Annotated in this window: 19 protein-coding genes; 6 read left to right on the top strand and 13 right to left on the bottom strand. The window is 49.0% G+C overall.

Annotated elements, in window-relative coordinates:
• Positions 1–114: 114 nt before the first annotated feature.
• The 4 genes from O59_RS01305 to O59_RS01290 all read left to right on the top strand — a co-directional run bounded on the left by O59_RS01305 (position 115) and on the right by O59_RS01290 (position 5,967).
• Complete coding sequence (locus tag O59_RS01305; protein ID WP_232283019.1) at positions 115–2,643, top strand: glycoside hydrolase family 88 protein; 2,529 nt, start codon at positions 115–117, stop codon at positions 2,641–2,643.
• Positions 2,644–2,761: 118 nt separating this feature from the next.
• A complete protein-coding gene (gene kduI / locus O59_RS01300; RefSeq protein WP_007638710.1) occupies positions 2,762–3,601 on the top strand; it encodes a 5-dehydro-4-deoxy-D-glucuronate isomerase in 840 nt (279 codons plus the stop codon).
• Between the two features lie 17 nt (positions 3,602–3,618).
• Positions 3,619–4,413, top strand: a complete 795-nt coding sequence (locus O59_RS01295; RefSeq protein ID WP_007638709.1) for a gluconate 5-dehydrogenase — start codon at positions 3,619–3,621, stop codon at positions 4,411–4,413.
• A 447-nt stretch (positions 4,414–4,860) separates the two neighbouring features.
• Complete coding sequence (locus tag O59_RS01290; protein ID WP_007638707.1) at positions 4,861–5,967, top strand: Wzz/FepE/Etk N-terminal domain-containing protein; 1,107 nt, start codon at positions 4,861–4,863, stop codon at positions 5,965–5,967.
• Positions 5,968–5,989: 22 nt separating this feature from the next.
• Here O59_RS01290 and O59_RS01285 read toward each other — a convergent pair whose 3' ends face one another.
• The 6 genes from O59_RS01285 to O59_RS01260 are packed head-to-tail and all read right to left on the bottom strand — an operon-like array spanning position 5,990 to position 13,174.
• The gene (locus O59_RS01285) at positions 5,990–6,862 is read right to left on the bottom strand and encodes a dienelactone hydrolase family protein (protein ID WP_007638705.1); all 873 of its coding nucleotides are present in this window, start codon (positions 6,860–6,862) and stop codon (positions 5,990–5,992) included.
• A gap of 27 nt (positions 6,863–6,889) precedes the next feature.
• The gene (locus O59_RS01280; RefSeq protein WP_007638703.1) at positions 6,890–7,552 is read right to left on the bottom strand and encodes a cytochrome b/b6 domain-containing protein; all 663 of its coding nucleotides are present in this window, start codon (positions 7,550–7,552) and stop codon (positions 6,890–6,892) included.
• 6 nt (positions 7,553–7,558) lie between these two features.
• Positions 7,559–8,050 carry a cytochrome c gene (locus tag O59_RS01275; protein WP_007638701.1) on the bottom strand — a complete coding sequence of 164 codons (492 nt, stop codon included), beginning with the start codon at positions 8,048–8,050 and terminating at the stop codon, positions 7,559–7,561.
• Positions 8,047–9,396, bottom strand: a complete 1,350-nt coding sequence (locus O59_RS01270; protein ID WP_232283018.1) for an ankyrin repeat domain-containing protein — start codon at positions 9,394–9,396, stop codon at positions 8,047–8,049. Before O59_RS01270 ends, O59_RS01275 begins: the two co-directional genes overlap by 4 nt.
• A gap of 21 nt (positions 9,397–9,417) precedes the next feature.
• Complete coding sequence (locus O59_RS01265) at positions 9,418–10,773, bottom strand: DUF1552 domain-containing protein (protein WP_007638697.1); 1,356 nt, start codon at positions 10,771–10,773, stop codon at positions 9,418–9,420.
• Complete coding sequence (locus O59_RS01260) at positions 10,745–13,174, bottom strand: DUF1592 domain-containing protein (RefSeq protein ID WP_007638696.1); 2,430 nt, start codon at positions 13,172–13,174, stop codon at positions 10,745–10,747. The genes O59_RS01265 and O59_RS01260 overlap by 29 nt, the downstream gene beginning before the upstream one ends.
• Before the next feature lie 505 nt (positions 13,175–13,679).
• Here O59_RS01260 and O59_RS01255 point away from each other — a divergent pair.
• Entirely contained in the window at positions 13,680–16,265 is a 2,586-nt protein-coding gene (locus O59_RS01255) for an exo 1,3/1,4-beta-D-glucan glucohydrolase (protein WP_007638691.1), read from the top strand.
• Between the two features lie 83 nt (positions 16,266–16,348).
• On the opposite strand, the gene O59_RS01250 is transcribed toward O59_RS01255, so the two are convergent.
• Positions 16,349–16,504: a hypothetical protein gene (locus O59_RS01250; RefSeq protein ID WP_198284732.1), complete on the bottom strand. Its 156-nt coding sequence runs from the start codon at positions 16,502–16,504 to the stop codon at positions 16,349–16,351.
• Between the two features lie 203 nt (positions 16,505–16,707).
• On the opposite strand from O59_RS01250, the gene O59_RS01245 reads away from it, so the two are divergent.
• Positions 16,708–17,772 carry a hypothetical protein gene (locus tag O59_RS01245; RefSeq protein ID WP_040391014.1) on the top strand — a complete coding sequence of 355 codons (1,065 nt, stop codon included), beginning with the start codon at positions 16,708–16,710 and terminating at the stop codon, positions 17,770–17,772.
• A 276-nt stretch (positions 17,773–18,048) separates the two neighbouring features.
• Here O59_RS01245 and O59_RS01240 read toward each other — a convergent pair whose 3' ends face one another.
• The 6 genes from O59_RS01240 to O59_RS01215 form a co-directional block, all read right to left on the bottom strand.
• The gene (locus O59_RS01240) at positions 18,049–18,654 is read right to left on the bottom strand and encodes a TonB-dependent receptor plug domain-containing protein (protein WP_007638675.1); all 606 of its coding nucleotides are present in this window, start codon (positions 18,652–18,654) and stop codon (positions 18,049–18,051) included.
• A 224-nt stretch (positions 18,655–18,878) separates the two neighbouring features.
• Positions 18,879–19,577 (bottom strand): DUF6445 family protein, encoded by a 699-nt coding sequence (locus tag O59_RS01235; RefSeq protein ID WP_007638673.1) that lies wholly within the window; start codon positions 19,575–19,577, stop codon positions 18,879–18,881.
• A 17-nt stretch (positions 19,578–19,594) separates the two neighbouring features.
• Positions 19,595–21,076 carry a tryptophan halogenase family protein gene (locus O59_RS01230; protein ID WP_007638670.1) on the bottom strand — a complete coding sequence of 494 codons (1,482 nt, stop codon included), beginning with the start codon at positions 21,074–21,076 and terminating at the stop codon, positions 19,595–19,597.
• Between the two features lie 11 nt (positions 21,077–21,087).
• Positions 21,088–22,158 (bottom strand): cupin-like domain-containing protein, encoded by a 1,071-nt coding sequence (locus tag O59_RS01225; protein ID WP_232283017.1) that lies wholly within the window; start codon positions 22,156–22,158, stop codon positions 21,088–21,090.
• The gene (locus O59_RS01220; RefSeq protein WP_040391286.1) at positions 22,124–22,879 is read right to left on the bottom strand and encodes a SapC family protein; all 756 of its coding nucleotides are present in this window, start codon (positions 22,877–22,879) and stop codon (positions 22,124–22,126) included. Before O59_RS01220 ends, O59_RS01225 begins: the two co-directional genes overlap by 35 nt.
• 97 nt (positions 22,880–22,976) lie before the next feature.
• Positions 22,977–26,057, bottom strand: a complete 3,081-nt coding sequence (locus O59_RS01215; protein WP_007638664.1) for a TonB-dependent receptor — start codon at positions 26,055–26,057, stop codon at positions 22,977–22,979.
• Between the last annotated feature and the right edge of the window lie 146 nt (positions 26,058–26,203).

Below are 26,203 nucleotides of genomic sequence, written 5' to 3'. Positions count from 1 at the left end.
CATCCCTATTTAGTTATCGGCGGTAGGATTTTTTACTGCCGATAATCAAATAAAACGATTGAATTCGTGATGATAAAACATCACGACTTAATGACGCGACAAGAGGTGAACCACGTGAGTTTATTGTTAAACAGCTACCCGTTCCGCAAAGCCCTTTTAAGCAAAGCAATGTTGGGCGGACTTATGTTGGCAGCAATCAGCGGTTGCTCTCCAGAAGCAGCCAATGAACAACAAACCAGTGCTGCAGCACCTGTGCAAGACAAGGCAGCGCAATATCAAGTAGCGACTGCAGAAATTAGTAACGCCAATGATTTTGCCTTGGCGCAAGAGCCAATTTATTTTTCATTTTATGATTTGGGTATCGATGCCAGCGACGCCGCAAAACTGGCGGTGCTGATGGGCGATCAACCCCAAGTCTCACAAACCGTCGATACCGATGGTGATGGCGCGCTGGACAGCTTGTTATTAGCGGCCGATTTTGCGCCCGCCGAGCGCAAAAATTTTATTATTTCCACCGATCCTGCCATTGCCAAACCCGCGCTGAAAAAACAAACCCAGGCGGAAATTTCCATCAAAGAAGGTGGTGAGTGGAATGGTAAAGTTTACGAAGGCGGCACCTTTAAAAATGTGGATAGCGTAAATCCACCGCCACAATATACCGACCACTCCTATTGGATTCGCTACGAAGGTCCCGGCATAGAATCGGACAAAGTGGCTTATAGGGTGTATCTGGATTGGCGCAACGGGTTTGATATTTTTGGTAAAAAAGTTAACGACGTGGTGTTGCAAAAGGTCGGCCTGGATGGCTACGACTCCTACCATGAAAATGCCGACTGGGGTGTGGATGTATTAAAAGTTGGCAAGTCACTCGGCATGGGTGGTTTTGGTTTTTGGAACGGAAAAAATGTGGAGCTGGTATCACAAACCGACAGCCGCTCCGCCACCATCACTAATAATGGCGATATTTATTCCGGTTTTAAAATTAATTACAACGGCTGGCAAGTTAACAATCAAAAACTTGATATGACCGCGCATTTTGCGATGACTGCTGGCAGCCGTTTGGTGAAAGTCAACCTCAGTAAAACCGAGCGTTTGCCGAATATGGCAATAGGTTTGGTGAAACACCCGGGCACTAGCTTATTGCAAGGTAATGAGCATGTCAGCGGTTACGCCTGGACTTACGTTGCCAGTTGGGGCAAACAAAGTTTAAGCGGTGCCGATGATCATTTGGGCATGGCAATTATTTTCCGTCGCGATGATCGCGCGGAACAAACACAAGACGAAACCTCTTATGTCTCCGTGATGAAAGATAAAGGTGGCCAATTGGAATATTACTTCCTCGCCGCTTGGGAGCATGAGCTGGACGGCGTAAAAACCGAAGCCGATTTTAAAGCCTATCTGGATCGCGAAGTATTGCGTTTAACCAAAGAACCGCGTGTGCGTTTTGAATCTGCACTTAGCGCCGAGGCCAAAAAAGTCCCGTTGACTGCGGAGACTGCTTTGAAATGGACTAAAGCCTTGGCCGACTCCGAACTGGAACGTAAAACCCTGAATTATCACTATCAAGGTTGGGATGAAAATCGTCGTCGCCCCGCCAAATTTGAATACGATATTGCGGGCTTGCAAATTATGGCGCTGCAAGCGCTGAATGAAGTTAGCCCCGATACACGCTATGCCGAGGCTGCCGAAAAAGTCACCGGCAGTTTTGTAGCAGACGATGGCAAGATCCACACCTTCGAGCCGGATTTATTCAGCATCGACTTAACCAAACCAGGCGATGTGTTAATTCTGTTAGAACAGCGCACCGGCGCGGAAAAATATCGCAAAGCGGTAGATTTTTTGCGTGAAAATTTAAAGCGTCACCCGCGCACCAGTGGTGGCGCTTTTTGGCATCGTGTTACCTACCCTAATCAATTATGGTTGGATGGCGTATACATGGGCATGCCCTTCCTCGCACAATATGCGGCGACCTATGAAACCGGCGAACAACAACACGAAAGTTTTAAAGAAGCGGTGCATGAATTTGTGATTGCCCGCGAGCAGCTGCGCAACCCGGAAACCGGTTTGTATTACCATGCGTGGGACGAATCCAAACAAGCGGATTGGGCCAATAAAGAAACGGGTCAAGCTTCTCAATACTGGCTGCGCGGTTTGGGCTGGTACGCCATGGCGCTGGTGGATGTGCTGGATTATTTGCCGGAATCAGAAACAGAATTGCGTAAAACCCTGATTGATATTACGCAAGAATTGGCTGCTGACCTGTTACGCTATCAGGATGCAGAGACCGGCACCTGGTGGCAAATTCTGGATAAACCCGGTGCCATCGCCAACTATCGCGAATCCAGCGGCAGTGCGATGTTCACTTATTTTTACGCTAAAGCTCTTAACAAAGGTTATTTGCCCGAGTCCTATCGCGCGGCGACAATGAAAGCCTATGAAGGTTTGATCAATGAATTTGTAACCCTGCACAAAGATGGCAAGATCAGCATGACCGATCAATGTCTGGTAGCAGGTTTAGGTTTTGGTCGCGACGGCAGTTACGATTACTATATGACCGAGCGTATTTTTGCCAACGATGCCAAGGGCAATGGCCCATTTATTTTTGCCGGCGTCGAAATCTATAAATTACTTAAAAAACAATAATTATCCGCGTTTGCCTGCATGTTATTAATGCAGGTAAACGCATTGCTTCTATAGAGTGGATTACCATCAACCTGTGTTGCGCCCAAGGCGCAGCAGCTGAGAGACAGAAGGTTTTATTATGAAAGTATTAGAGGAACGTTTTGCAGTCCACCTGGATGACTACAAACATTACGACACTGAAAAGCTGCGTAAACATTTTTTAGTGGAGAATATTTTTACCGCCGACCAAGTGGAATTTACCTACACCCACTACGAGCGTTTGATGGTGGGCGGTGTTATGCCGGTGACTAAACCGGTGGTGCTGGAAACCTACGATCAGCTCAAAATGGATTTCTTTTTGGCGCGCCGTGAGTTGGGTGCCATTAATATCGGTGGCAGCGGTAAAGTGTCGGTAGACGGCGAAGTCTATGAAATTGGTACCAAAGAAGCGCTGTACATTGGTCGCGGTGCAAAAGACGTTATTTTTAGTAGCGATGACGCAAATAATCCTGCCAAGTTTTATTTGAATTCAACTCCCGCACACCAAACTTATCCTACTAAAAAAGTGAATAAGGAAAATAGCAAGGTTTTGCATATGGGCGCCGGTGATACTTGTAACGAGCGCGACATTTATCAGCTGATGATTAATACCGTACTCGATACCTGCCAATTGCAAATGGGTATGACCGAATTAAAACCCGGCAGCATTTGGAACACTATGCCAATGCACACACACAGCCGTCGGATGGAAGCCTATTTTTATTTCAACATTCCGGATACTCACGCGGTATGCCATTTTATGGGCCCAGCGGAAGAGACCCGTCACATTTGGGTTGGCAATGAACAAGCGGTAGTATCACCACCTTGGTCAATGCACTCTGGTGTGGGCACCGCAAATTACACCTTTATTTGGGGCATGGCCGGTGAAAATATGGATTACACCGATATGGATTTCCATAAGCCCAGTGAATTGAAATAATTTTTTGAGAGAAAAACATGAATCATCCATTATTTGATTTAACCGGCAAAATCGCGGTAGTCACTGGTGCAACCCACGGTTTGGGTATGGCCATGGCGAGCGGCTTGGCAAGCGCCGGCGCCACCTTGATTATTAACGGTAATTCCTCGCAGGAAAAAATCGACAACGCAGTTAACGAATATCGCGCTAAAGGTTTTAACGCTTTTGGTTACAAATTTAATGTCACTAATGAAGACGAAGTGATTGCTGCTGTTGATCAAATCGAAGCTGACCACGGCCCGATTGATATTTTGATTAACAACGCCGGTATCATCAAACGTACACCGCTGTTGGAAATGACACTGGAAGATTTTGAAGAAGTCATCAAAATCGATTTGACCGGTGTATTTACTATGACCCGCCCTGTTGCGCGCAAAATGGTTGAGCGTCGCCAAGGTAAAATTATTAACATCTGTTCGATGATGAGTGAACTCGGCCGCAATTCGGTAGGCGCCTACGCCGCTGCCAAAGGCGGATTAAAAATGCTCACCAAAAATATGGCCACCGAATGGGCGAAATATAACGTGCAGGTAAATGGCATCGGCCCCGGTTATTTTGCTACCAGCCAAACCGAACCGATTCGCGTTGATGGTAATCCGTTTAACGACTTTATTATCAGCCGCACACCCGCGGGCAAATGGGGTGACCCGGATGACCTGCAAGGCGCGACCATTTTCCTCGCTTCCAAAGCGAGCGATTTTGTCACCGGTCAAATCGTTTATGTAGACGGCGGTATCCTCGCTACTATTGGCAAGCCGAGTAACGAAGCTTAACTCTTTTAACAAAACCAGAATGAATTACCCCTTTCATTCTGGTTTCTCCCGCAACAGCCGCCCCACAAGGGTGGCTGTTTTTTTAATATCCCCTTACGATTGCTCAAGTAAATAATGCAAATTTAAGCGCCAATTCTCGCTTTGTATTCACCATTTGTATTGTCCTCTCATTTGTAATCAAAAAAATTTTCGTAAGCACGTGTAGTTAAAATTCAATTACAATGTATTACTTTACAAGTTTTTACAGTAATCGAATTGTAATAAAGTTACCATCAGCCACTTGCTCAAGTGGTAAACTCACAAGGAATTTTGTGCATGCCTTTTAAAGCTTTGTTCAATTTCTTATCCAAAAATGGATAGAAAACCATCAGAAATACAAATTTTATTCCTGCTTACTGGTTACACCATCTTTCGGTTGCTAGGCCGATGTCGATATGAGTTATTGTTATGAATACCCATCAAAACACGTTTCAAAATCATTCCTATGAGAGAGAGGAAGAAATAGATTTACTTGAATTGTGCGCTACTGTTTGGCGCAAAAAATGGCTGATTCTTGCGCTAGTGGTTGTATCCGCAATTGCAACTGGACTTTGGTTAAAATGGCTGCCATCCACTTATAGGCTGGAGGTTTTATTTGACAGTACGTCCCCTTATGATATCCAGGCATTGCAACCAGCAATACTTTCTGGTGGCTCGCAGTATGCAGTTGCTCCGTTAAAAACTGAGGATTTTTATCAGGAGGTATTAATACAAGCGAGCTCACTCAACACTCAAAAATTATTTTGGGAGCGCTGGTCGCAGCAACCGCTATCAGAGGATCCAAGTATTGAATCCACCGCAAATGATAGAGCATTTAAAAAGTTTTTCATTTCTTTGGCGCTAACACCTCCGAATCCTAAAAGCCCAAATGTTACTCTCAGTCAAATAACTCTCGAGACACCAGCGCCTGGGCGTGACATTGAAACACTGACTGCCTATGTAGATTTTTTAAACAGACATGTGGTGGAAAAATTTGTAGCCCAACTTGAAAAAGCCTATGCATCCAACCTTCAACAATTAGATTTTGATTATCAAGCCCTTCAAAAGCGTGAGCTACAGAAGCTGGAGGATAATTTGCTCCAATTACAAGAGTCACTAAAACTCGCTCAATCACTGAATATTATTGACACACCCTATGAACAACTAACAGGTGTTGAATTAAAGGTTGTTGATGATCGTCAATACTTGCTTGGTACGCGAGTATTGTCAGAGGAAATAAAATCACTGGAGGCACGCCGTAAAGAGCAACTTAGCGCATTTTCACCAGAATTGCGGAATATGGAAAGTTGGAGAAATATTTTGGAGAATGATCTCAAAAAAATACGCACGCTAAAAGACGACGTTCAAGCATTTCGTTTGGCTGGACCAGTTGTTTCCTCATTAGACCCTGTTAAGCCAAAAAAATTATTAATTCTTTTAGGTGCGATATTTTCATCTGCATTTATTGGAGTTTTTATTGCGCTTGTTTCTCATGCAATAAAAAATTATCAGGCACGGCCAGAAAATAGATTTTAACTTTACTTTATTTAAAACGACGTTAAACCAGTGCCGCTTCAAACAATGCCAACAACCGGCTCCAGGCGCGTTCGGCCTGCTCCTGGTGGTAAACGCGGGAATCGGGCGGGCACCAGCCGTGTAACGCACCGGCGTAGACTTCCACTTCGGCTTTTACTTTTGCATCGGCGAAACTTTTGCGTAACACATTTTTTGCTTCGACATCGCGCTGGTCGTCGTTTTCGGCGATGGCAACCAGAAATTGGGCTTTGGTTTTTGGGATTAATAAATGCGGGCTGTCGGGCGAGTCACTGACTAAACCGCCACCATGAAAACTGGCTGCGGCGCCGATGCGCTGCGGCATTGTTGCGGCGGTGCGAAAGGCGATAGCGCCGCTCATGCAATAACCCATAGTGCCGATTTTTTTGCTGCTATCCACAGCGGCTTGTTGATCGAGAAAACCGACAAAGGCTTTTGCATCTATCACATGGGTTGCAGGGCTGAGCGCTTTGGCGAGGGCGGTTACGGCGGTGCGCGTGGCTTCATCGGCATAGGAGGCACCTTCGCCAACCACCGGGGCTTTTTGGCTGCGATAAAATGGATTCACCACCAACACCGCATACCCGGCTTGGGCGAGGCGTTTGCCCATTAATTCAAACGCGGGGCGCAGGCCGAGAATATCCGGCCAGAGAATTACAGCAGGGTGTTTACCGCTGGCCGGGTGCACAAAATAACAATCAGCGCTGCCGTCCGGCGTGGTTACATTAACAGTGGCTTCGGTCACGCTCATAGCGTTGGCGCTAATGGGGAAATACATCGCCAAACTGGCGCCCACCATACCAGCTACAAATTGGCGACGGTTGAGCTGGCCTTGCGCGTAGCGTTCGCTGTCTTCTTGCGTCAGATCATCACACATGATTAGCCTCCTGTTGCAGTCGTGAAATTACATAATCAACCAAACCAGTGTAGCGGCAAAAACGATTCCGATAATTAAATGCATTCTGCTCGCCGCTTGAATGGGTTCAGCGATGTGTGCTTTGCCGTGTACCATAGCGGCAGTTAAATTTTGGCGGCGCCATAACAAATAATAAATTACCGCAAGCAAATGCAACGCGATAAACCCCAGCAAGATATTAAAGGTAATTTCATGCCAATCTGCTATTAAACGGCTAGTTTTGAAACTGAGGTAATCGGCAAAAGGGCCACCATCAAAACCGTCGACATCGATAGAAAATAAACCCAAACCAATTTGGAGCAACAATAAAAATAGTAATGCGAGCGCGCTGTAACCACCGAGTGGATTGTGCCCCGCTGACGGGGGCACATCGCGCTGTGTTAATTTTTTAAAATATTGAAATGTCGCTGCCGGTGTTTGCAAAAAATGGCTGACGCGTGCGCTGCTGCTGCCAAAAAATCCCCAGTAAACGCGAAATAACACCACGCCGAGCAGCGCGTAGGCGCAGTAGCTGTGATACACAATTTCGTGATTTTCCGCCGTCCACCAACAGGCGGCGACCAACAATACAATCGACCAGTGACAAATGCGCACTGGCCAATCCCACAAGGTTTTTTTGCTCAGTGTTAATTCAACTGCAGGCATGGTCATAGGCAATTAATCCACACGGAAACTGTCGTGACAGGACGAGCAGTTATCGCGCAGGGTGCCTAATTTTTTTTGCAGCGCAGATTTATCACCACTGCTTGCGAGTGACACCAAGGCTTTGGATTCCACCATTAATTCGTTACTAAGCGCATCAAACTTTTCTTTGTTTTCCCAAATATAAGCGCGTGCGTCGGTTTCCAAACCGGATTCCGGGCCGCTGCCCGCCGGAAACCATGTGGGTAATTTTTCGGCGAGCACCGACAATTCAGTGGCGGCACTGGTGATAGCGGCGCTATCGGGTTTGCCACTTTTTAATTCATCGCGCAGGGTTTTCATGGCGGCGCCCATGTCTTTAAATCCTTCCTGCCGCGCGTCGATCACCTCTTGCTGGGCGTATGCGGGTAGCTGTAAAAAAAGCAATGCGCTTAATGCGGCGGTTTTTACTTTCAATGGTGTTATGCAGGAAGTTGTTAATAATTTTTTGCAGATTGTAAGCATCATAGTTTTACCTGTGGCGATAACTGAAAAGCGGTGGCGAATTCGGGTTTTGCTCGGAAATCTTCAAGTTGGGCGATAGCCAGTGGCGTCTTGCCGCTGCTGTCCGCCAGATCAATCGGTGCGCCCTTTTGTGCGAGCACTAGCAACATTGCGCTGATTTGTTCCACCGTCATCGGCATATAAAAACTGTAACCCAGCAGTAAATGCAATGCGGTTTCGCCGCGCTTGTTGGTGGCTTTTACGTCGGGCGCCAAGGACAGTGCCAAGGATAATGCGCTGGCGTTACTGCGCACGGCGGCCAGTACCAGACTGGTGCCGTCCTGCGCGCGGAAGTTGACATCAGCACCGGCGGCAACCAATGCGCGCATGATCGCTGTGTCGCCCAGTTCCGCCGCCAATAGCAGCGGGGTTTGCGGGTAGGTTACGTAGGGACGGCTGGTGAAGTTCACTTCATAGCGCCACACCACCGCCGAGGTACCGGTGAGTGCATTGGGATTGGCGCCCTTGGCGAGCAGCGCGTTTACTAACGGCAATTGGCGATGACGCACCGCCGCATGTAGCAGTTGGTTGCCGTTGCGATCAATCGCATTGAGGTCCACACCGCGCTGCACAAGCTGTTCTGCCACCACAAATTGCTGTTGGTAGATGGCCATTTGCACCAGGGTGGTTCCGTCGGGCGCGACGTAATTGGCATTGGCGCCCGCTTCCAGCAAGGCCAGTGCGGTGTCTGGTGTCTTGCTGGTCAGTGCAAAAAACAGTGGGGTAAAACCTTTGGCGGTGGTGCGGTTGATCTCTGCACCCTGGTTGAGCAACAGTTGTACGCTTGCCAATTGCCCCTTGGCCGCCGCCCACATCAGTGGGGTTTGGCCGCTGTCATCGGCGGCATCCACTGGCGCGCCCAGCTCCAGCAAGCGCTTTACCATGGCGACGCTGGAATTACCGGCGCAGAGTGCCAGCGGCGAAATACCGGTGCTGGTGGTGCGTTTAACATCGGCGCCAGAGTCTAACAAGGCGGCGACAATTGCCGGGTCGCCACGTTGGCAGGCAACTACCAGTGGGCTGAAACTTTGCGGCTGGGCATCACCCAGATCAGCCTTGGCGTCCTTGGCCAAGAGCAGCGCAACCAGCGCCGGGTTTTGCGTCTCCACCGCCCATGCCAGTGGCAATGAACCATCGGCACGCGGTTTATTTAGCTTGGCACCCTGTTTAAGCGCTTGCGTTACCTTGGCCGTGTCGCCCGCGTGGATGGCGCGCATCAAGGCGTCATCGGCCGAGTCGGCCTGTGCACTCATTGACACAGTGGTCGAGCAGAGCGCGGCCGCTAAGGCCAGCAGAGGGATTAACTTCACATAAACTCCTGATTCGTATTGCTAGGCATAGAGCGCTTGCAGCGGCCCGGTGCTGTCGCCAAAACTTTCTGCGGGCACACCCATTTCGTGCATGAGCGACAACATCAGGTTGCTCATGGGCGTGTCTTTGGGTTGTTGTATGTGCCGCCCGCCGCGCAGGCCGCCGCCGGCGACGAGTGCGGGCAAATCCATATTGTCGTGCACATTGGGTTCACCCAGACTCGCGCCGCCAAAGACGATGGTGCTGTCGAGCAGGGTTTGCGCGCCGTCGGCGGTATTGCCCAAACGGTCGAGCAGATAGCCAAACTGCGCCATGTGGTACTGGTTAATTTTGACCAGCTTGGCGATTTTGGCTTCATCGCCACCGTGATGGCTAAGGCTGTGATGGGAATCGGGTACACCGATTTCGGCGTAGGAGCGGTTGCTCAGTTCGCGCCCCAGCATAAAGGTGCTCATGCGTGTCATATCGCTTTGCAGTGCCAGCACTTGCAGGTCGATCATGATGCGTACGTGTTCTTCAAAGTTCTGCGGGATGCCCGCAGGCAAGGTTAGTTGGCTGGTATCCACCTCATTGGTTTGGCGGCTGGCTTTTTGGATGCGCTGCTCCACGGTGCGGATGGAGTCCAAATACTCCTCCAACTTGCGGCGATCATTCATGCCCAAGCGCGGCGACAGGCGCGCGGCATCCTCCAAGACAAAATCGAGAATACTGGCTTTGGTGGCGAGCTGGGCTTGGCGACTTTTCTCGTCTAACGCGCGGGTATCGCCAAACAGTCGCTCAAACACATCGCCCGGTTTTACCGTGACCGGCATAGGCGCGGTGGGGCTGCGCCAGGACAAGGTATTGGTGTAGGTGCAGCTGTAACCCACATCGCAACTGCCGAGCAGGCTGGGCGGTTCGATGCCCAATTCCAGCGAGGCGAGCTGTGTGTGTTGACCAATGTGGTTGGCGATGACCTGATCCATGGAGATGCCGCAGTAAATGTCGGCGCCCTCGGTGCGTTTGGGGTGCGCGCCGGTGAGGTAGGCGCCGCAACTGCGACCGTGGCTGCCGGGGCCATCGCCCAGCGCATTGGCGTTGTAGTGCGCCAAGCCAGTGATCACCGCAAACTTATCGCGATGGCGTGCAATGGGCTCCAGAATCGGTGTTATCGCATAGTTGTTGCCCGCCAGTGCCGGGGTAAATTCGGGCATACGCAAGCCGTTGGGCATGTAAAACACGCTCAGTTTTTTTGGGCGATTTTCCAACACCGTGTTGGCCAGCGCCGAGGGAATCAGCGATTCCATCACCGGCAAACTGATGGCGGCGCCCAAACCGCGCAGCAAACTGCGGCGCGATAACAAGGCGTTAGTGAACTGCGGCGGTCGTTTTTTCATGGGCTGGCACCATTCGGTAGTTGAAGGGTTCGCTGGTTAAGATCCCCAGAATAATCTCGTGCATGGGGTAATTGTTGGCGCGGGCGGCGCGAATAATCTGGCGCACCTTGGGCTGGTCGTTGGCTTCCAAACCCCGGCCCAACGCGTAAATCATCAAGCGTTCGGTAAAGGCACCTGCAAATTGCTCACGGCTGTCCATCAACACATCCTGCAGGCCGTACAGGCCCTCAAAGGCGCGGCCATCGGGCATGGCGGTGGTGACATCAATCGGGCGACCGGCGTCCAGTTCACGCAGGCGGCCAATCGCATCGTATTTCTCCAGCGACAGGCCAATCGGGTCCATGCGCACATGGCAGGAGTGGCACGCCGGGTCTTTGCTGTGCTGCGCCAACTGTTCGCGCGCATTAAGTGCCTTGCCGCTGGTGGATTCCGCTTTCAGTGCAGGCACATCCGGCGGCGCGGGCGGCGGTGGCGCGGCGAGTAAATTGGCCAGTACCCACTGCCCGCGGCGCACTACCGAGGTGTGGTTGGCGTAGGAGGTCACGGTGAGAATACTGGCCTGCCCCAAGAGCCCGCCGCGCATGGAATCCGGCGCCAATTGCACCCGGCGCAGCTCCGGGCCTTTTACCCCGGCGATGCCGTAATGTGCTGCCAACCGCTCGTTGAGGAAGGTGTAATCGCTTTTGAGGAAGTCGAGAATGCTGGCGTTGTTGCGCACAATCGAACTGAAAAAGAGTTCGCTCTCGCGCTTCATGGCAGCGCGCAAGGGCACATCAAAATCGGGGAATTCCTTCACGTCGGGGCGATGGAATTCCAGGTTGCGCAAGTACAACCACTGCCCGGCAAAGTTCTGCTCCAGCGCCAGTGCGCGGTCATCCGTCAACATGCGCGTCACCTGCTGTTGTAGCACTTTTGGCTCGCGTAACTTGCCTTTTTCGGCGAGGCTCAATAACTCCTCATCGGGCAGGCTGCTCCATAAAAACAGCGCGAGGCGCGCCGCGTATTCCATATCGCTAATGCGATGCACAGTGCCGGGCGCGGCGTCCTGCGGGTCGCTTTCATGGAGGAACAAAAAACTGGGCGAAACCAGCATCGCCTGAATCGCCGCCGCTATGCCCTGTTCAAAACCGCTATTGCTCTGGGCTTGGCGATAAACCTTCATCAAGCGTTCAATATCATTGGCCTCCAACGGGCGACGATAAGCCTGACGCGCCAGCTTGCCGAGGATCTTCTGCGCGCAATAGTTTTCGGTAAAAGGCCAAATGCCGGGCGTGCAGCTGAAGATTTTGGCGCGGCTAGGCGTGGCACCGGGGCCAGTAACCGCGTAGGGGCCAGCGACATTGATCTCCAATACGTCGCGCGGGAAATTGTGCTGGGCGTAGCGCGGCGACATGTAATAGGACGGCACCTGAGTGCTACCCACACGCGCGCCATCCACCACAAAATCCAACGTCAGGTTGGTGGGCGGCGCACTTGGCAGCGGCACTTCCTCGGTGGTATTGCGCAGGATTTGCACCCGCTCATCCAGCGCCAGATCTTTGCGGAAAGTCAGGCCAATATGGTGCGCGCCCGCCGTCAGTGGCACGCGTAGGCTCACACGATTGTCCTCCAGCCGGTCCACCTCGTTGTTGGTGTTGGCATTGAGATAACCGCTAATTTCGTACTCGCCGTCGTGTGGCGCGTAATACGCAAATACCCCTCCGCCGCGTGAATCCAGCGGCAAATAGTGGCTCATGCGCTCGTCGTAAGAGGGCACGCCCTGATTGAGAATCGAACCGTCTTTGGGTAATTGATAAGTGGTGGTATAGGGCTGATCCGATCCCAGCCCGACGGCCAAACGGCTTACTTTGCCCGCCACCGCGAGGTAGCGATCCATCAGCACCGGCGAGACCGAAAGCACATCGGCGATATTGTCAAAACCATAACCCGAGTCATCGGCGGGCAGGGCTTCGCTCAGGTCCTGATTGATGTGCAGCAAATCGCGCACCGCGTTGCTGTATTCATTGCGATTCAAGCGGCGCAAGGTCGCGCGCCCGGGGTTGGGGTTGGCAGCGGCATAGCCATCGAGCGAGCCCTGCAGCCAATCGATAAAACCGTGCAATTCTTCATGGCCGGGTTTGGGGCGGCTCGCGGGCGGCATTTCACCGCGCTGGGTCACGCGCAACACGCTCTCCCAATCGGCCAGATTCACACCCTTACTCACATCGTCCAGCGCCACATCGGAGAGCGTCCAGTTGCCCGCCATGCGTTCATCGTTATGACAGCGGGCGCAATGTTTTTCCAGAAAGGCTTCGGCATCGTCGCTGCTGTGTGGGGCATTGGCGAGCGCAACACTGCTGCCGCAAGCACTTAACAGCAGGGTGACGCCGAGGCGCAACAAAGAGGGTGGAATGGGCATCATAGGCATGTAACTACTGGTGTTGGATTGGGCGACAAAGGTATCGCCAGAGAAATAGCAAAACCCAGTCCAATTTCATGACCAATTAGTCAGTATTTTGTTAATTTATGTTTTTATCCTTATTATTCAATTGGTTGTAGAGGTTTATTTATTAGCCTGTTGCGCAGGTGGCGATGACAAGAGCTTGGTGACGAGTGCACGGCAGGCGGGCAGTGGTGCAGGGGTTGAACCAAATCTGGGCACCACAGGCCGCCGTGTGATCCCTAATTTACCCGGATCAGGCGTTTAGGACAGTGTTTGAGCAAACCATCATAAAAAGTAAAGTTGATTCGCTAAAAACCGGCAAAATGCTACCTTTATAATGCGTGCGCCTTCAGCGCAACCACCGCTGGCACGCGTAAACACTGGTTTTCGCATGGATGAATATTATTTTAATTAACAGCGACATCCCCCTGGCGCGAACAATCCGTTATCTCTTTTCTGGTTCGTTGAATAGGTCATACCCACTATGAACAATAACTTCGCTCTTCGTGCACTCTTGCCCGGTGCGCTGTTGCTCTCGCTGCTCGCGGGTTGCGACGCCAAAAAAACGGAAGCTCCCCCTGCCCCTACCGAAGCGCCTGCTACAACGGCCGCCAAGGTTGAATGGCCGGCGATTGCCAGCGCTGTCAAAAAAGACCCGGCGGTAGAGGCGCGTATCGATGATTTGCTGGCGCGCATGACCCTGGAAGAAAAAATCGGCCAGCTGGTGCAGCCTGAAATCAAATTCCTCACCCCGGAGGATGTAAAACAGTATCACGTGGGTTCAGTGCTCAACGGCGGTGGTAGCACCCCCGGCAGCAACAAATACGCGCCTCTGGAGGACTGGGTCAAACTGGCCGATAGCTATTACAACGCCTCGGTAGATACATCCAATGGTCGCATTGGCATTCCGATCATGTGGGGCACCGACGCCGTGCACGGATTGGGTAACGTGATTGGCGCGACGCTGTTCCCGCACAACATCGCACTGGGTGCGACCAATAACCCCGAATTATTGAAAGAGATCGGCCGTGTGACCGCCGTGGAAATCGCGGTGACCGGTCTGGACTGGGACTTCTCACCCACCGTTGCCGTTGCGCGCGACGATCGCTGGGGCCGCACCTATGAAAGCTGGTCCGAAGACCCGCAAATCGTGGGCGCCTTTGCCGGCAAAATGGTGGAGGGTTTGCAAGGTGAAGGCGATACCGAAAACTTCCTCACCAATAACCACGTAATCGCCACTGCCAAGCACTTTATTGGCGACGGCGGCACCCTGAACGGGGTGGATCGCGGGCCAACCCAAGGCGATGAAAAAGAACTGCGCGATATTCACGGTGCCGGTTATTTCAGTGCGCTGGAGTCCGGTGTGCAGGCGGTAATGGCCTCCTTCACCAGCTGGGACGGCACCCGTATGCACGGCCATAAATACCTGCTGACTGACGTGCTCAAAGGCCAAATGGGCTTTGATGGCTTGGTGGTCGGCGATTGGAGCGGTCACAGCTTTATCCCCGGTTGTACGGCGGTGGATTGCCCTGAATCGCTGATGGCCGGTCTGGATATTTACATGGTGCCTGAGCCTAACTGGAAAGACTTGTACAACAATTTGGTGGCGCAGGCCAAATCCGGCGAGATTACCGCCGAGCGTTTGGACGATGCGGTACGCCGTATCCTGCGGGTGAAAATCCGCGCCGGCCTGTTTGAAAAAGGCGCGCCCTCTACTCGCCCACTGGCTGGCAAAAAAGAATTGTTAGGCGCACCTGAGCACCGTGCAGTCGCCCGTCAGGCAGTACGCGAATCGCTGGTGATGCTGAAAAACAAAAACAAACTGCTGCCCTTGGCGCGCAACCAGAAAGTATTGGTCGCGGGCGATGGCGCGGACAACATCGGTAAACAAAGTGGCGGTTGGTCAGTCACCTGGCAGGGTACGGGTAACGTCAATTCCGACTTCCCCGGTGGCACCTCCATCTACGCCGGTATCAATGAAGTTGTCAGCGCCGCTGGCGGCACTGCCACCCTGAGTGTGGACGGTTCCTTTAGCGAGAAGCCCGATGTGGCGATTGTGGTATTTGGTGAAGACCCCTACGCCGAAATGCAGGGCGATGTGGGCATGCTCGCCTACAAACCACGCAACCCCGCCGATTGGGAGCTGCTGAAAAAACTCCGCAGCGAAGGTATCCCGGTGGTATCGCTGTTTATCACCGGTCGCCCACTCTGGGTAAACCGTGAACTGAATGCTTCGGACGCGTTTGTTGCTATCTGGCAGCCAGGTACTGAAGGCGCCGGTGTGGCCGATGTGATCTTTAAAAATGCCGAAGGTGAAATCAACCACGATATGAAAGGTCGCCTCAGCTTCTCCTGGCCAAAACACCCGGATCAAACCCCGCTTAACAAAAGCGATGCCAATTACGACCCCTTGTTTGCCTATGGCTTCGGCATGAGTTACGCCGATGAAAACACCCTGGGCGACAACTTGCCGGAAGACGGCCCCAAAGCCGCCGAAGCCATGGATGTGATGGAGTTATTTAACCGTCGCCCGATGGACCCATGGCAGTTGGAAATTATTGGCTTCCAGAATGATCAGATGCCAATGAACAGCAACACCGTGAAAGCCTCATCGCTGATGATTCAAGCGGTGGATCGTGAAGTACAGGAAGATGCGCGCCGTGTAGTCTGGAACGGTGCCGGTCAGGGTCAGGTGGCGCTGTCGGTGGGCAACCGTCAGGACTTTATCAATTACTACAACAGCGATTCTGCGCTGGTATTTGATATCAAAGTAGACGCCGCACCGAGCGCCACCAGCTTCCTGCGTTTGGGCTGTGGCTCCTACTGTGCGTCTGACATCGACCTGACTGAAAAACTCAAAGGTTTTGCCGGTCAGGGTTGGCAGACAGTGACAGTACCCTTTAGCTGTTACCCCAATGCCGGCGCGAACTTTGGTATCGCCCAGCCGCCAGAAGAGTATTGGACCCAAGTCCTCGCCCCCTTCTCGCTGGTTACCGCTGGCACTTTGGATATTACCTTCGCCAAAGTCAGCGTGGTAAAAGGCGCCGGTAAAGACGTCACCTGCCCCTGATAACTGCTGATTCCTAGCCAATAAAAAACCCCCGCATGGCAACATGCGGGGGTTTTTGTTTTGCGGGGTTTTAACGGAGAGGCTTAGAAGCTTGCTCTCACGCCCAGTGCGTAGCGGCCTACACCTTCGCCGACGTAGAACATGTGGTTCTGTTCGCGGCCGTGGATGCGGGCGCCTTCTTCGGTGACGTTGATGCCTTCGAGGAAGATGCTGACGTTGTCGCTCAGGTCGTAGCTCATGGAGATATCGATTTGTGAGTAGTCTTTTTCGGAAGAGAAAACGTTATTTTCAATAATGTCAAAACGTCCATCTTGCATACTAGAATATAAGAGTGTCTTGTGGGAATATTATTGCGCTCGAATATAAATATATTTGAGTTAGATTTTTTCCAAAATTTGATTTTTCTTCAATAAACTAATTAAATTTTAAATGGAGTTTAATAATGAAAAAGTGTTTTTTACTTTGTTTATTTTTCTTATGTAACTTTTCATATGCTCAAACAAGCGACGAAATTTTAGCCAGTATTTTTGCAAAGGCCCCACCAACTTTCTGTAATGGAGGTAAGGCAATGCAAGGTGTAACGATAGGCACCACTTGTAGTGCATATGGAGATCAATGTCGTTTTGATTTTTCTTCATTCATGGATTCTCTAAGTTTCTTAACTGCTGATGTGGGCCGATATCAACTCATAAATGAGAAAATTACAATTAAAGGTGATGGTAGATGGGGAGTTGATAGAGGTGAGAGAGTGCATTTCTTCGATTCTATCGGAGGTTATCGAGGAAGCGATAAAGCGAATACCGAAGGTAACGCATACAAAAGCTATATCCTCACAAGCAATTATCCTATTAACGATCCCATACAAGCATGGGTAATGCGATGGAGTGTTAGAGGTATACCATCACCGTCAATAAACTATCAGCAGTTAATGATAAATCAGCAGTATTACGAGCAGTATGGCCCTTATGAGAAAATTTACCCTCCCAAGGCTGGTGATTCTACTAATTATGGCTCTTTCAGTGGTGAGTATTACTGCTCTAAGAAAGAATTTTTCCTTCAGCGAAGACCTTATATTGGTCCAAATGGTTTTTCAGCACCATTTAATTTTTCTGGATTTTTATATGCGAGATTTCCTTATGGAATCCCTCTGTATTATGAGCTTGATTGGAACTCTAAGGCGATAAAAGAAAACCGAGCAGCGAAAATTACTCTTTATGCCTCGACTAGTAGTCACGGAAAGAGAACAGTATCTACTATTAATGTAACACAACAAAAAGGAACTGTTGCCTTATCACCAAGTGGCTATATTCTTAATGATGGCTGGATTACTTTTTCAGCAGAAATTAACGATGGTGTGTTCTCAAGTGGGGAAATTCAACTTGGTAAGTTTTTATATATAGAACCAATGCCGCAGCAATGTGGAATTGATTGTCCTGAATCATTAGGGTGGTATCGAGGCCAATGTCAAATTACAAAAGCTTCTTGCTACTACAAGGATTGGGATTAAACTTGGTTAAAATTGATTTTTTTTGTTTTCGACGCTACGCACGAATATAAATCGAAGCCCTTATTGAATATTTAGTTCATGCGATGCAAGTGAGTGTAGATTGATCGATAGATTAGGCTGCATAAGAAATCCCCGCCGGAAAAACCGGCGGGGATTTTTTTGATTTGTGCGTTAAGAGGTAGGAATTTAATTTTTATTTAAACACTAGATGCTGCGCAATATTTCTGTAAAAATTCCAGATGAGAAGGTATTTTTTCAATAGTTTTAAAAAAATTTTCACGCCACTGAAAAATTGTCATTGAACTTGGTGCTAATCAGGCCAGAAATGGCGGGAGTAATGTCGTCCAGATTGGTTTCATTCAAGCCTTTTACCGAACCGGCAAACTTGGTGCCCAAGTCCAGCAGTTTGGCGGTTTTTACATTAATAGTGGCACCGATGCCGCCTGATTGCGTCGCGGCGGTTGAGGTTTTGTACACCTCTACGCCACTCACCATTTCCGCCGCCACCGTGTCAAAGTTAAAACCACGGCTGGCGTTGGGGTTAGGCATTTGGCGGCCATTAAACAGCACGGTATTGAACTGTGGGCCAAGGCCGCGCACCGTCACTTGACGGCCTTCACCGCCGCTGCGGTCAATTGATACACCGGTAATACGCTGCAGCGATTCAGCAAGGTTGGTATCGGGGAACTTACCGATATCTTCAGAGCTAATCGCATCCACCGCGTCGTTGGAATCGCGCTTGGTATCCAGCGCACCTTTTAAACCCGCTTTGTAGCCGGTGACCACAATTTCTTCCAACGCCTGATCTTGCGCCTGCGCGCTGGCCGCTATGGCAAGGGTCAGCAAGCTGACTGAAAAGAGTGGATTGGTGTATTTATTCATAGAGTTCCCCGTGTTGTTTTATTGTGAGTACCAGGCGCCGACATAAAACGAGGCTCTATTTATGAGCATTCTGTTTGTTTGGTGCACTTGTATATATGTTTCGGTTGTGGATGTTATTGCTTGTATACAAGTTGGTCAGTAGCAGCAGAAAAGGAAAGTAAGGACGGGATTTTGAAGCGCGTATGAATCCGGTGAAAAATTTCATAGCAAACTAAAAATCAAGACTATCGCTTGGAATATATGAATGAATTTAACGTTAGTCGGCCGTTGAGGGGGTCTGTGCTGAAATTGAAATCTGGCGCTATATTGCCAGAGTGTAAGATATTGGAGGGATAAATAATCATGCGGTTGAACATGGCATCTACGCTTGCTATTTGTTCAAAATAATTATTTGAACCATTCATGTAAGCTTTTTTTTCAAATTCCAGCGCACCTTCATTCACTACTGAATGTTTGTAGTGATCGATAGTTTCGCTGGTAATTTTTTCATAACCGGTTTTTCTATGCCGATATAGTGATGTGCCGCCTTTTTCTTTTCCGCAGAGATAATGGACGCAGGCAAGATCACCACTCAAATAGGAATCAATGTGAGGAAGGCATTGGGGTGGATCTAACTTATCAGGCGGCGTCATCACCATAGAGTAAAGCGATTTACACCCGGCGATTTTATCGGGTGTTAAATCAAATATATTCTCCAGTAGCTCCGCTAGGTAATGATTAATCGCGTAGAGGTAGTCACGCGGGGCTGCCATTCGTAGCCCCGGATAAAAATTATCTACTCTGTTGAAGCTTGTGTTTTTTATACAAAAATCTATCAGTGATTCAGCATCGCTGAGAAAATTATCAATGACCAATAGCGGCGTTTTTTCTTGACCAACAAGATAAAACTTATAATCAAGAGCTGGATGCAACTTATATTTCATTTGTCTTAGACCACCCATTAGGCCCGACGGCAGAACTCTTCAATAAATTCCTGATGCGACGGCAAAACAGCAAGTTGATTATTTATGTCATTAGCAAGCCCACCCAAAAAGGCGCGCAATTGTACCTCTGGCATTAAATCTACTATCGGATGATAACCGTCAGGCAGTATGCCTTGACCAAGCATAACCTGAGTCCAGGAATCCAAACGAAATAACTCTCCCTCGACTTGATTAGACCTTCCATTTTCTTTGAATAACTGTATTCGATGTCGCAAGTCTTCAGGCACGCTCATCTCTTTACAGTAACGCCAGAAGGGACTGTCATCCCGTTCAGTCGCTTTGTAGTGCAAAATAATAAAATCCCTGATGCGCGCAAACTCACTCTCAGCTTGAGCATTGTATTCATCCACCGTAGATTGGTTGATTTTTCCATGGGGGAAAAGCTGCAAAATACGAGTCACTGCCGTCATAATCATGTGAATGCTCGTAGATTCCAACGGCTCAAGAAAGCCTGAAGAAAGCCCCACTGCAATACAATTTTTATTCCAGGCTTTTTTGCGTCGCCCGGTTTTAAACTTAATCACCTTTGGCTCAGTGAGAACTTTGCCATCCACCGCGTTTAATAACATCTGCGTGGCTTCGTCATCAGACAAATAGGGGCTGGAATACACAATACCATTGCCAACGCGATGCTGTAGCGGAATTTTCCAGCGCCAGCCAGCATGATGAGCAATAGAGCGAGTATAGGGTAGAGCTGGCGATGTTGATTCTGTCTGCACAGCGATGGCCCTGTCACAGGGCAACCACTGCCGCCATTCTTCGTAGCCAGTTTGCAGTGTTTGCTCAATTAACAGGCCGCGCATACCTGTACAGTCAATAAATAAATCGCCTTCAATTTCCTGCTGCGATTCCAAAACAATAGTACTAATAAAACCAGTCTCAGAGTTAACCCGTACTTCCGCTATTTTTCCTTCAATGCGCTTTACGCCACGCACCTCTGCGCGCTCACGCAAAAATCGAGCGTATCTACCAGCATCCAGGTGAAACGCATAGTTCATCTTGATTTGATCAGTGATTGCAAAGCGCTCTTCCAGAGCCGCTTTAAACTCCAGACAATAATCGCCAAAAGGCTGTGCAATACCCAAACGTTGGCCTCTAAGCCAGAAATGTATGAAATCGGTAACTATTGTTTGCTTGCCAGTCACCCCAAAAGAATGGAAATATTTCTCGCCAATTTGTTTCCAGTTTTCAAATTGGATTCCTAGCTTGAATGTAGCGTTGGTTGCAGCAACAAATTCTTTTTCATTAATACCAATTAATCGATGGAATGTCCTCATCGGTGGAATAGTGGCTTCGCCGACACCAATAGTGCCAATATCTTCAGACTCAATGAGTGTGATATCCAATATCTCACCCATTTGATGGGCAAGCGCAGAAGCAGTTATCCAGCCTGCTGTACCTCCTCCGGCAATAACGACTTTCATCATCTTTTCTGACATTTCTGTTCTCACTAGCGATTCAATTTATTAATAAGTAAAGCTCTAAGCTTTCTCGATTCCAAACGTTCAAGAGGTTTTAAAAAGCCATGCGCTTCAGCGGGAATATAACTATTAGCTGTCTCAGCGCCATTGAAGATGTAATGATTAAAAAGCTGCTGCCATCCATGCCGCTCATGTGCAGACTTATCTCTAATACCTAGCATCGCCGCATAAAGAGCATTCATGCCAGACATCAAAAAACTAGGTGCGTCGTCCCACCAGTAATTTACCAAAATATTATATGGCGCCAAGCTTTCTACATGATGCCACCACATGCTGGGAAGGTATAACGCATCGCCAGGTTCGAGCTCAGCAACCAGCGCATTTTGCAGCGCAGTTTTAAATCGAGGGAATTTTTCAAAATCTGGATTTTTGAAATCGACCAAACTAATCACTTGACCACCGGGGGTAGGCTCTAACGGGCCAGGGTATAGATTGGTAACTTGATCCGGAGGGAAGATAGTGAAACGCCGCTTACCTGCAACACAACAGGCGATGTTGTCCAGGGCATCAAAGTGGCAGGTCGCTGTAGTGGCTGCTCCAATCCAGATGCTGACGCGTTCTTTCATTGCGTCAGGGTGCATGGTGCGCGGTATGGTTAGATTATTATCCTGCAAGAGATTTGGAAAATGGGTGTCGATGATATTTGAAGCTATATAGTAGGCAGGCTCATCGACCTTGCCAGCGCAATCCAGAATCGCTTCCAAGGTATCATCGATGCGCCCTTTAAAGCTTTCATAATCCAGATCAGTACAATTGCTGTTGTAAAACATTCTGCCGTTATTCTCAGGTGGTATTTTACAAACGATGCTGGTATTTCCATTGTAAAACTGCTTTAAATAATCAACAGAATATCGATCAGAAATTTTCCCTGCTTTGACTAAGGGCCAATCACCGACCAACTGTTTAAGAATTACTGGCTCCGCTTTGGCAACAATATCCTTGGGAATGGTGGATGATGTTAAGCCTTGCAATACTCTTACTGATCTATGACTAGTCAATTTTTCCTCAACCACGCAAAAGTTTGGTGTTTTTCCATTCAATCAACTTCTTGAAATTAGACATGGAAGCTATCATAAAATAAGCCGCCTGAAGGAAGCCTTTTCGATTCAATTCTTCAAGTGCTACGCCGTTCAAGCTAGCAAGCTTTTCCAGATTAATGGTTTCGTAACTACTAATTTTTAGTTTATCTTGATTATTAAATTCAATATCTAAAACAACAGGCTCAAGCAATTCATACTTGGTAAAAGATTCGAACATTCGCTTCGTTAAAGGAATGCCATCGTTAATAACTTCTAATACCCTTGAGACGTGATTTAAGTAGGGGCTATTCCCCCCGCGCTCTAAAAATAGTTTTTCTCCTGCCCCTCTCATCACTTTAGGGTGATTCATATCTACCTGTACCAATGGGCTAGGGGTTTCTACACCTTCAACCATCTCACGTTTTAAGCCAATAGAAAATGGGCCTCGCGCCATAACCGCTGGCACATAATTGGCATTCCAGCCTACATTTTTTTGATTGCTTGGGTCGGAATCCACCAGGAACAAATTTTCATTTTTCTCAAAGCCAAAAAAAACTGTCGCTTGGTACTCTCCACTTTCGGTGTTTCTACGACACAAGATTGGATATTCTTTTTGCACATCAGAAAATTCCGTGATGTACGTTAATGTACCTGTTATGCCATCACCCAGATCAGCTGAAAACTCAGGATTAACCCCTAAATTTTCATGTTCGATATTATTTAATACTTCCATTTTCCGCATATTGATCACCATCAATCTCTTTTTACTATTTAGTTGAGTAAAACAAAAAAGAGCCGCCTAAGCGACTCTTTTTTTTGAGATAACCTCTAAATAAAACTTAGAAGTTGTAGCGCGCACCGAGTTGGTAACGAGCACCCAAATCGTCATAACCCCACATCATATTTTTGTTACGAGCGTGTTCACGACGATCTTCACCAGTGAGATTGATACCCTCGAGTGATACCGACAGATTGTCATTGATGTGATAAGTCACGTTAGCGTCAATTTGTGAGTATGCCTCGATATAACCTGGGTTGTTTGCACCAACACCAGTTCTGTTGAGGAAAGTGTCACGCCAGTTATAGGCAACACGAGCCTCAATGTCATGGTTGTCATAGATGAATACAACGTTTGCGGTATCACTCAAACCAAGCAATGCAAACTGGGTAGACAGATCCAAATTATCGAATTTCACATCACCACGTACGATGGTGTAGTTCGCTTGTAAGCCAAAGCCGGTATCACCAAAGAAATGCTGCGCACCAAACTCGGCACCATAAATCTTGGCTTCACGATTGTTTACAGGCGCGTTGTAATCGAAAACCATCAACGGATCATCAGCATTTGGAGTGATAAACCCATAACCCGCTTGATCGTTGAAATCGTCTCTGAGAGCAGCATTAAAGGCATTAGCACCCTGTGGGTATGCACTTGGGTTGCCTAGAATCTGCATCATTGCATAGATTGAAGCATCGTCAGTCGATTCGTTTATGCTCAACAATGCATTTCTTGCAGCGACAGCTCTGGGGCCTGAGGTTTGATCGAGAATACCAAAGGTACGTTCAGTAATCTCAGTGCCAGTGAAGTTTGCAACACGCTTCTCGAAGAAACCGGCAGAAACGTAACTGGCAGTGTCAAAGTACCACTCAACTGACAAATCGAAGTTAGTGGATTCGAGCGGTTTCAACTGTGGGTTTTGACCGTCTGCTTGAACAGTCGTCCCTTGATTGAGTGTTGAACCGTTAGGGTTGCGATAATTAACAACAGAACCCAGCTGACCCAGACCAGCACGCGCAATGGTCTTGCCAAATGAGAGTCGGGTAACAACATCATCGGTCAGATTCAATGACAAATCCAGGCTCGGCAACAACGCATCATAGCTATTCTTGGCAATAGTCGCGGCGCCAGCTGGCTTGCTCACTGAGTTAAAGTCATTGTCTGATTGCCAAACGAAATAATCGACCGGAGGCGTATCTGATGAGGACGTCTGCTTGGTGGTTTCGTAGCGCAAACCGGCCAATACATTCAGCTCTCTACCAGCTAACTCACCGGTAGTACCAAGCTGGAAGTAAACAGCATCAGTGTCTTCCTCAACCAGGTTGTTGCTTTTGCTGTTGCGGACGATGCCGTAGGGGTTCTGAGTGTCTTCTATACCAATATAAGCTGGACCGGCACCGAGAGGTCTCTCGGGGGTTATCTCAGTGGTGGGATACAATCCTACTAAAACTTCCGCCAGCTCACGTGCATCGGCGCGGAAACCAATAGCTGGTGAATTACCGGTATTTACGTCATCGAATTCACCCGCCACATCGAAAGGTGTAAACAGACCTTCAGGGAACTCGCCGGGAGAAGATGCACCCCAGCCACCGAGGATTTGAGCGTTAGTTCCGTTGTAGCTGATGGTGTTCGAGCTAAGTTCGCTTCTCTCAATACCAAAGTCAAAACGGCTGCCGTCCTCGAACTCCCACTGAGCATCTACTTTAGCCTGTGTAACATCAGATAACTGCTCTACCGAGAAAACGCGCATTACTGAGGAACTGATATCGCGATCAGTCAACGTTCCGCTTGCGCCGAACTCATTGGTGAATGTTGGTACTTTTTTGCCGCTAAAATCCCATGTTGCAGCGGTTTTAACTGGAGCACCCAAACCGACATCCAATTCACCCGAATGACCTGGGCCAGTTGGCAAGCTCTCCGTTGAGGAGTCATGCGCATCTAATTTAAGGGTGAGTTGATCGTTAACTTCCCAAGCCAAGTTCAGACCAAATGATTCCAGGGTATCTTCTTGTGCACGATACTGCTGAGACAAGCCAACATCTCTACCGCTTGAATAGCGCTCGGAAATAAAGCGCGGAGTTTTGATGGTTGAGTCATCAAATTCCACAGTAACCAAGTTACTTGAACCATTCTGCACCCAAGTGGTTACTTCACCGCGTTGCTCGGTCTGGTCATTCTGTGCAAAAGTGTAATCAACAGTAGCTGTGACATTTTCCACAGGGCGATATTGGAAAGTCAGCTGGGCATTGGTGCGCTCGCGCTGACGATCTGAGAAGGTATAGCGAATGTCGTTAGGACGCGAATATAGCTGACCAAATTCAGGCTCATTAACGAAGAGTTCGTTGTCTGCCTGCGCGTTGTAAAGAGTGTTGCTCGCACCGCCTTGCCACTCGGCTACACTCCAGTCATTTACAGTAGCACCGGTATAGCCTGAATCGCGCTCTTGATAGCTGGCGGACAAAGACACGCCAAACACACCATCGTCGTCTACCCAACCAACCAAACCTGACAGCTCAGGGGTAACGTCATCGCCAGTGCGGTTTGTGGTATCCATTACAGCTTTGCCACCCACAGTTGCGGTCAAGCCATCAAGCTCCAACGGACGGGTGGTTTTGATGTTTACGGTCGCACCAATACCACCGGCAGCAGCATTAGCTTTACCGGTTTTATATACTTCTACGCCAGAAACAGATTCTGATGCCAGGTTCGCGAAGTCAAACGCACGAGAGTTACCACCACGAGTAGACGCATCTGCACCTGAACTACCGCCATAGGCGCTACCGCCGGGCATGATTCTTCCATTCAGGGTTACCATGTTACTGTCGGGTCCGAAACCACGCACAGTAATACGTGAACCTTCGCCGTTATTGCGGTCGATAGACACACCGGTGATGCGCTGTAAGGATTCAGCCAGGTTAGTGTCAGGGAACTTACCGATATCTTGCGAACTGATTGCATCAACAACGCCTGATGAATTGCGTTTGATATCCATCGAGCGCTCAAGTGACGCGCGAATACCCGTCACCATTACTTCTTCGAGATTGTCGTCTTGCGCTACTGCGTAGCTACCAAAGCCACCGAGCATGGTGGAGGTGATCGCAGTGGCAATGATTTTTTTGTTAAACCGTGCTTTTGTGTTCATGGAGTACAGCTCCTGGGAATTGTTATCGATTATGAAAGACCGAGGATGTAGTCAGCTTTGGCCTTTCCCGTGCCGACGGGGTTGGCCAGAAGCTCTGGTTGGCAACTCATCCTTTTCTCGTGAATAGCCCTTCTGCAGATGATGAG

The sequence above is a fragment of the Cellvibrio sp. BR genome (assembly GCF_000263355.1).
GTDB lineage: Bacteria > Pseudomonadota > Gammaproteobacteria > Pseudomonadales > Cellvibrionaceae > Cellvibrio.
The sequence above is the reverse complement of the archived record's forward strand: the minus strand, read 5'-3'. Positions and strand labels throughout refer to the sequence as shown.

Excerpts from the sequence above, each read along its gene's own strand:
- kduI (WP_007638710.1), top strand. The coding sequence starts at position 2,762 with ATGAAAGTATTAGAGGAACGTTTTGCAGTCCACCTGGATGACTACAAA.
- O59_RS01295 (WP_007638709.1), top strand. The coding sequence starts at position 3,619 with ATGAATCATCCATTATTTGATTTAACCGGCAAAATCGCGGTAGTCACT.
- O59_RS01290 (WP_007638707.1), top strand. The coding sequence starts at position 4,861 with ATGAATACCCATCAAAACACGTTTCAAAATCATTCCTATGAGAGAGAG.
- O59_RS01285 (WP_007638705.1), bottom strand. The coding sequence starts at position 6,862 with ATGTGTGATGATCTGACGCAAGAAGACAGCGAACGCTACGCGCAAGGC.
- O59_RS01280 (WP_007638703.1), bottom strand. The coding sequence starts at position 7,552 with ATGACCATGCCTGCAGTTGAATTAACACTGAGCAAAAAAACCTTGTGG.
- O59_RS01275 (WP_007638701.1), bottom strand. The coding sequence starts at position 8,050 with ATGATGCTTACAATCTGCAAAAAATTATTAACAACTTCCTGCATAACA.
- O59_RS01265 (WP_007638697.1), bottom strand. The coding sequence starts at position 10,773 with ATGAAAAAACGACCGCCGCAGTTCACTAACGCCTTGTTATCGCGCCGC.
- O59_RS01260 (WP_007638696.1), bottom strand. The coding sequence starts at position 13,174 with ATGATGCCCATTCCACCCTCTTTGTTGCGCCTCGGCGTCACCCTGCTG.
- O59_RS01255 (WP_007638691.1), top strand. The coding sequence starts at position 13,680 with ATGAACAATAACTTCGCTCTTCGTGCACTCTTGCCCGGTGCGCTGTTG.
- O59_RS01250 (WP_198284732.1), bottom strand. The coding sequence starts at position 16,504 with ATGAGCTACGACCTGAGCGACAACGTCAGCATCTTCCTCGAAGGCATC.
- O59_RS01245 (WP_040391014.1), top strand. The coding sequence starts at position 16,708 with ATGAAAAAGTGTTTTTTACTTTGTTTATTTTTCTTATGTAACTTTTCA.
- O59_RS01240 (WP_007638675.1), bottom strand. The coding sequence starts at position 18,654 with ATGAATAAATACACCAATCCACTCTTTTCAGTCAGCTTGCTGACCCTT.
- O59_RS01235 (WP_007638673.1), bottom strand. The coding sequence starts at position 19,577 with ATGAAATATAAGTTGCATCCAGCTCTTGATTATAAGTTTTATCTTGTT.
- O59_RS01230 (WP_007638670.1), bottom strand. The coding sequence starts at position 21,076 with ATGTCAGAAAAGATGATGAAAGTCGTTATTGCCGGAGGAGGTACAGCA.
- O59_RS01220 (WP_040391286.1), bottom strand. The coding sequence starts at position 22,879 with ATGCGGAAAATGGAAGTATTAAATAATATCGAACATGAAAATTTAGGG.
- O59_RS01215 (WP_007638664.1), bottom strand. The coding sequence starts at position 26,057 with ATGAACACAAAAGCACGGTTTAACAAAAAAATCATTGCCACTGCGATC.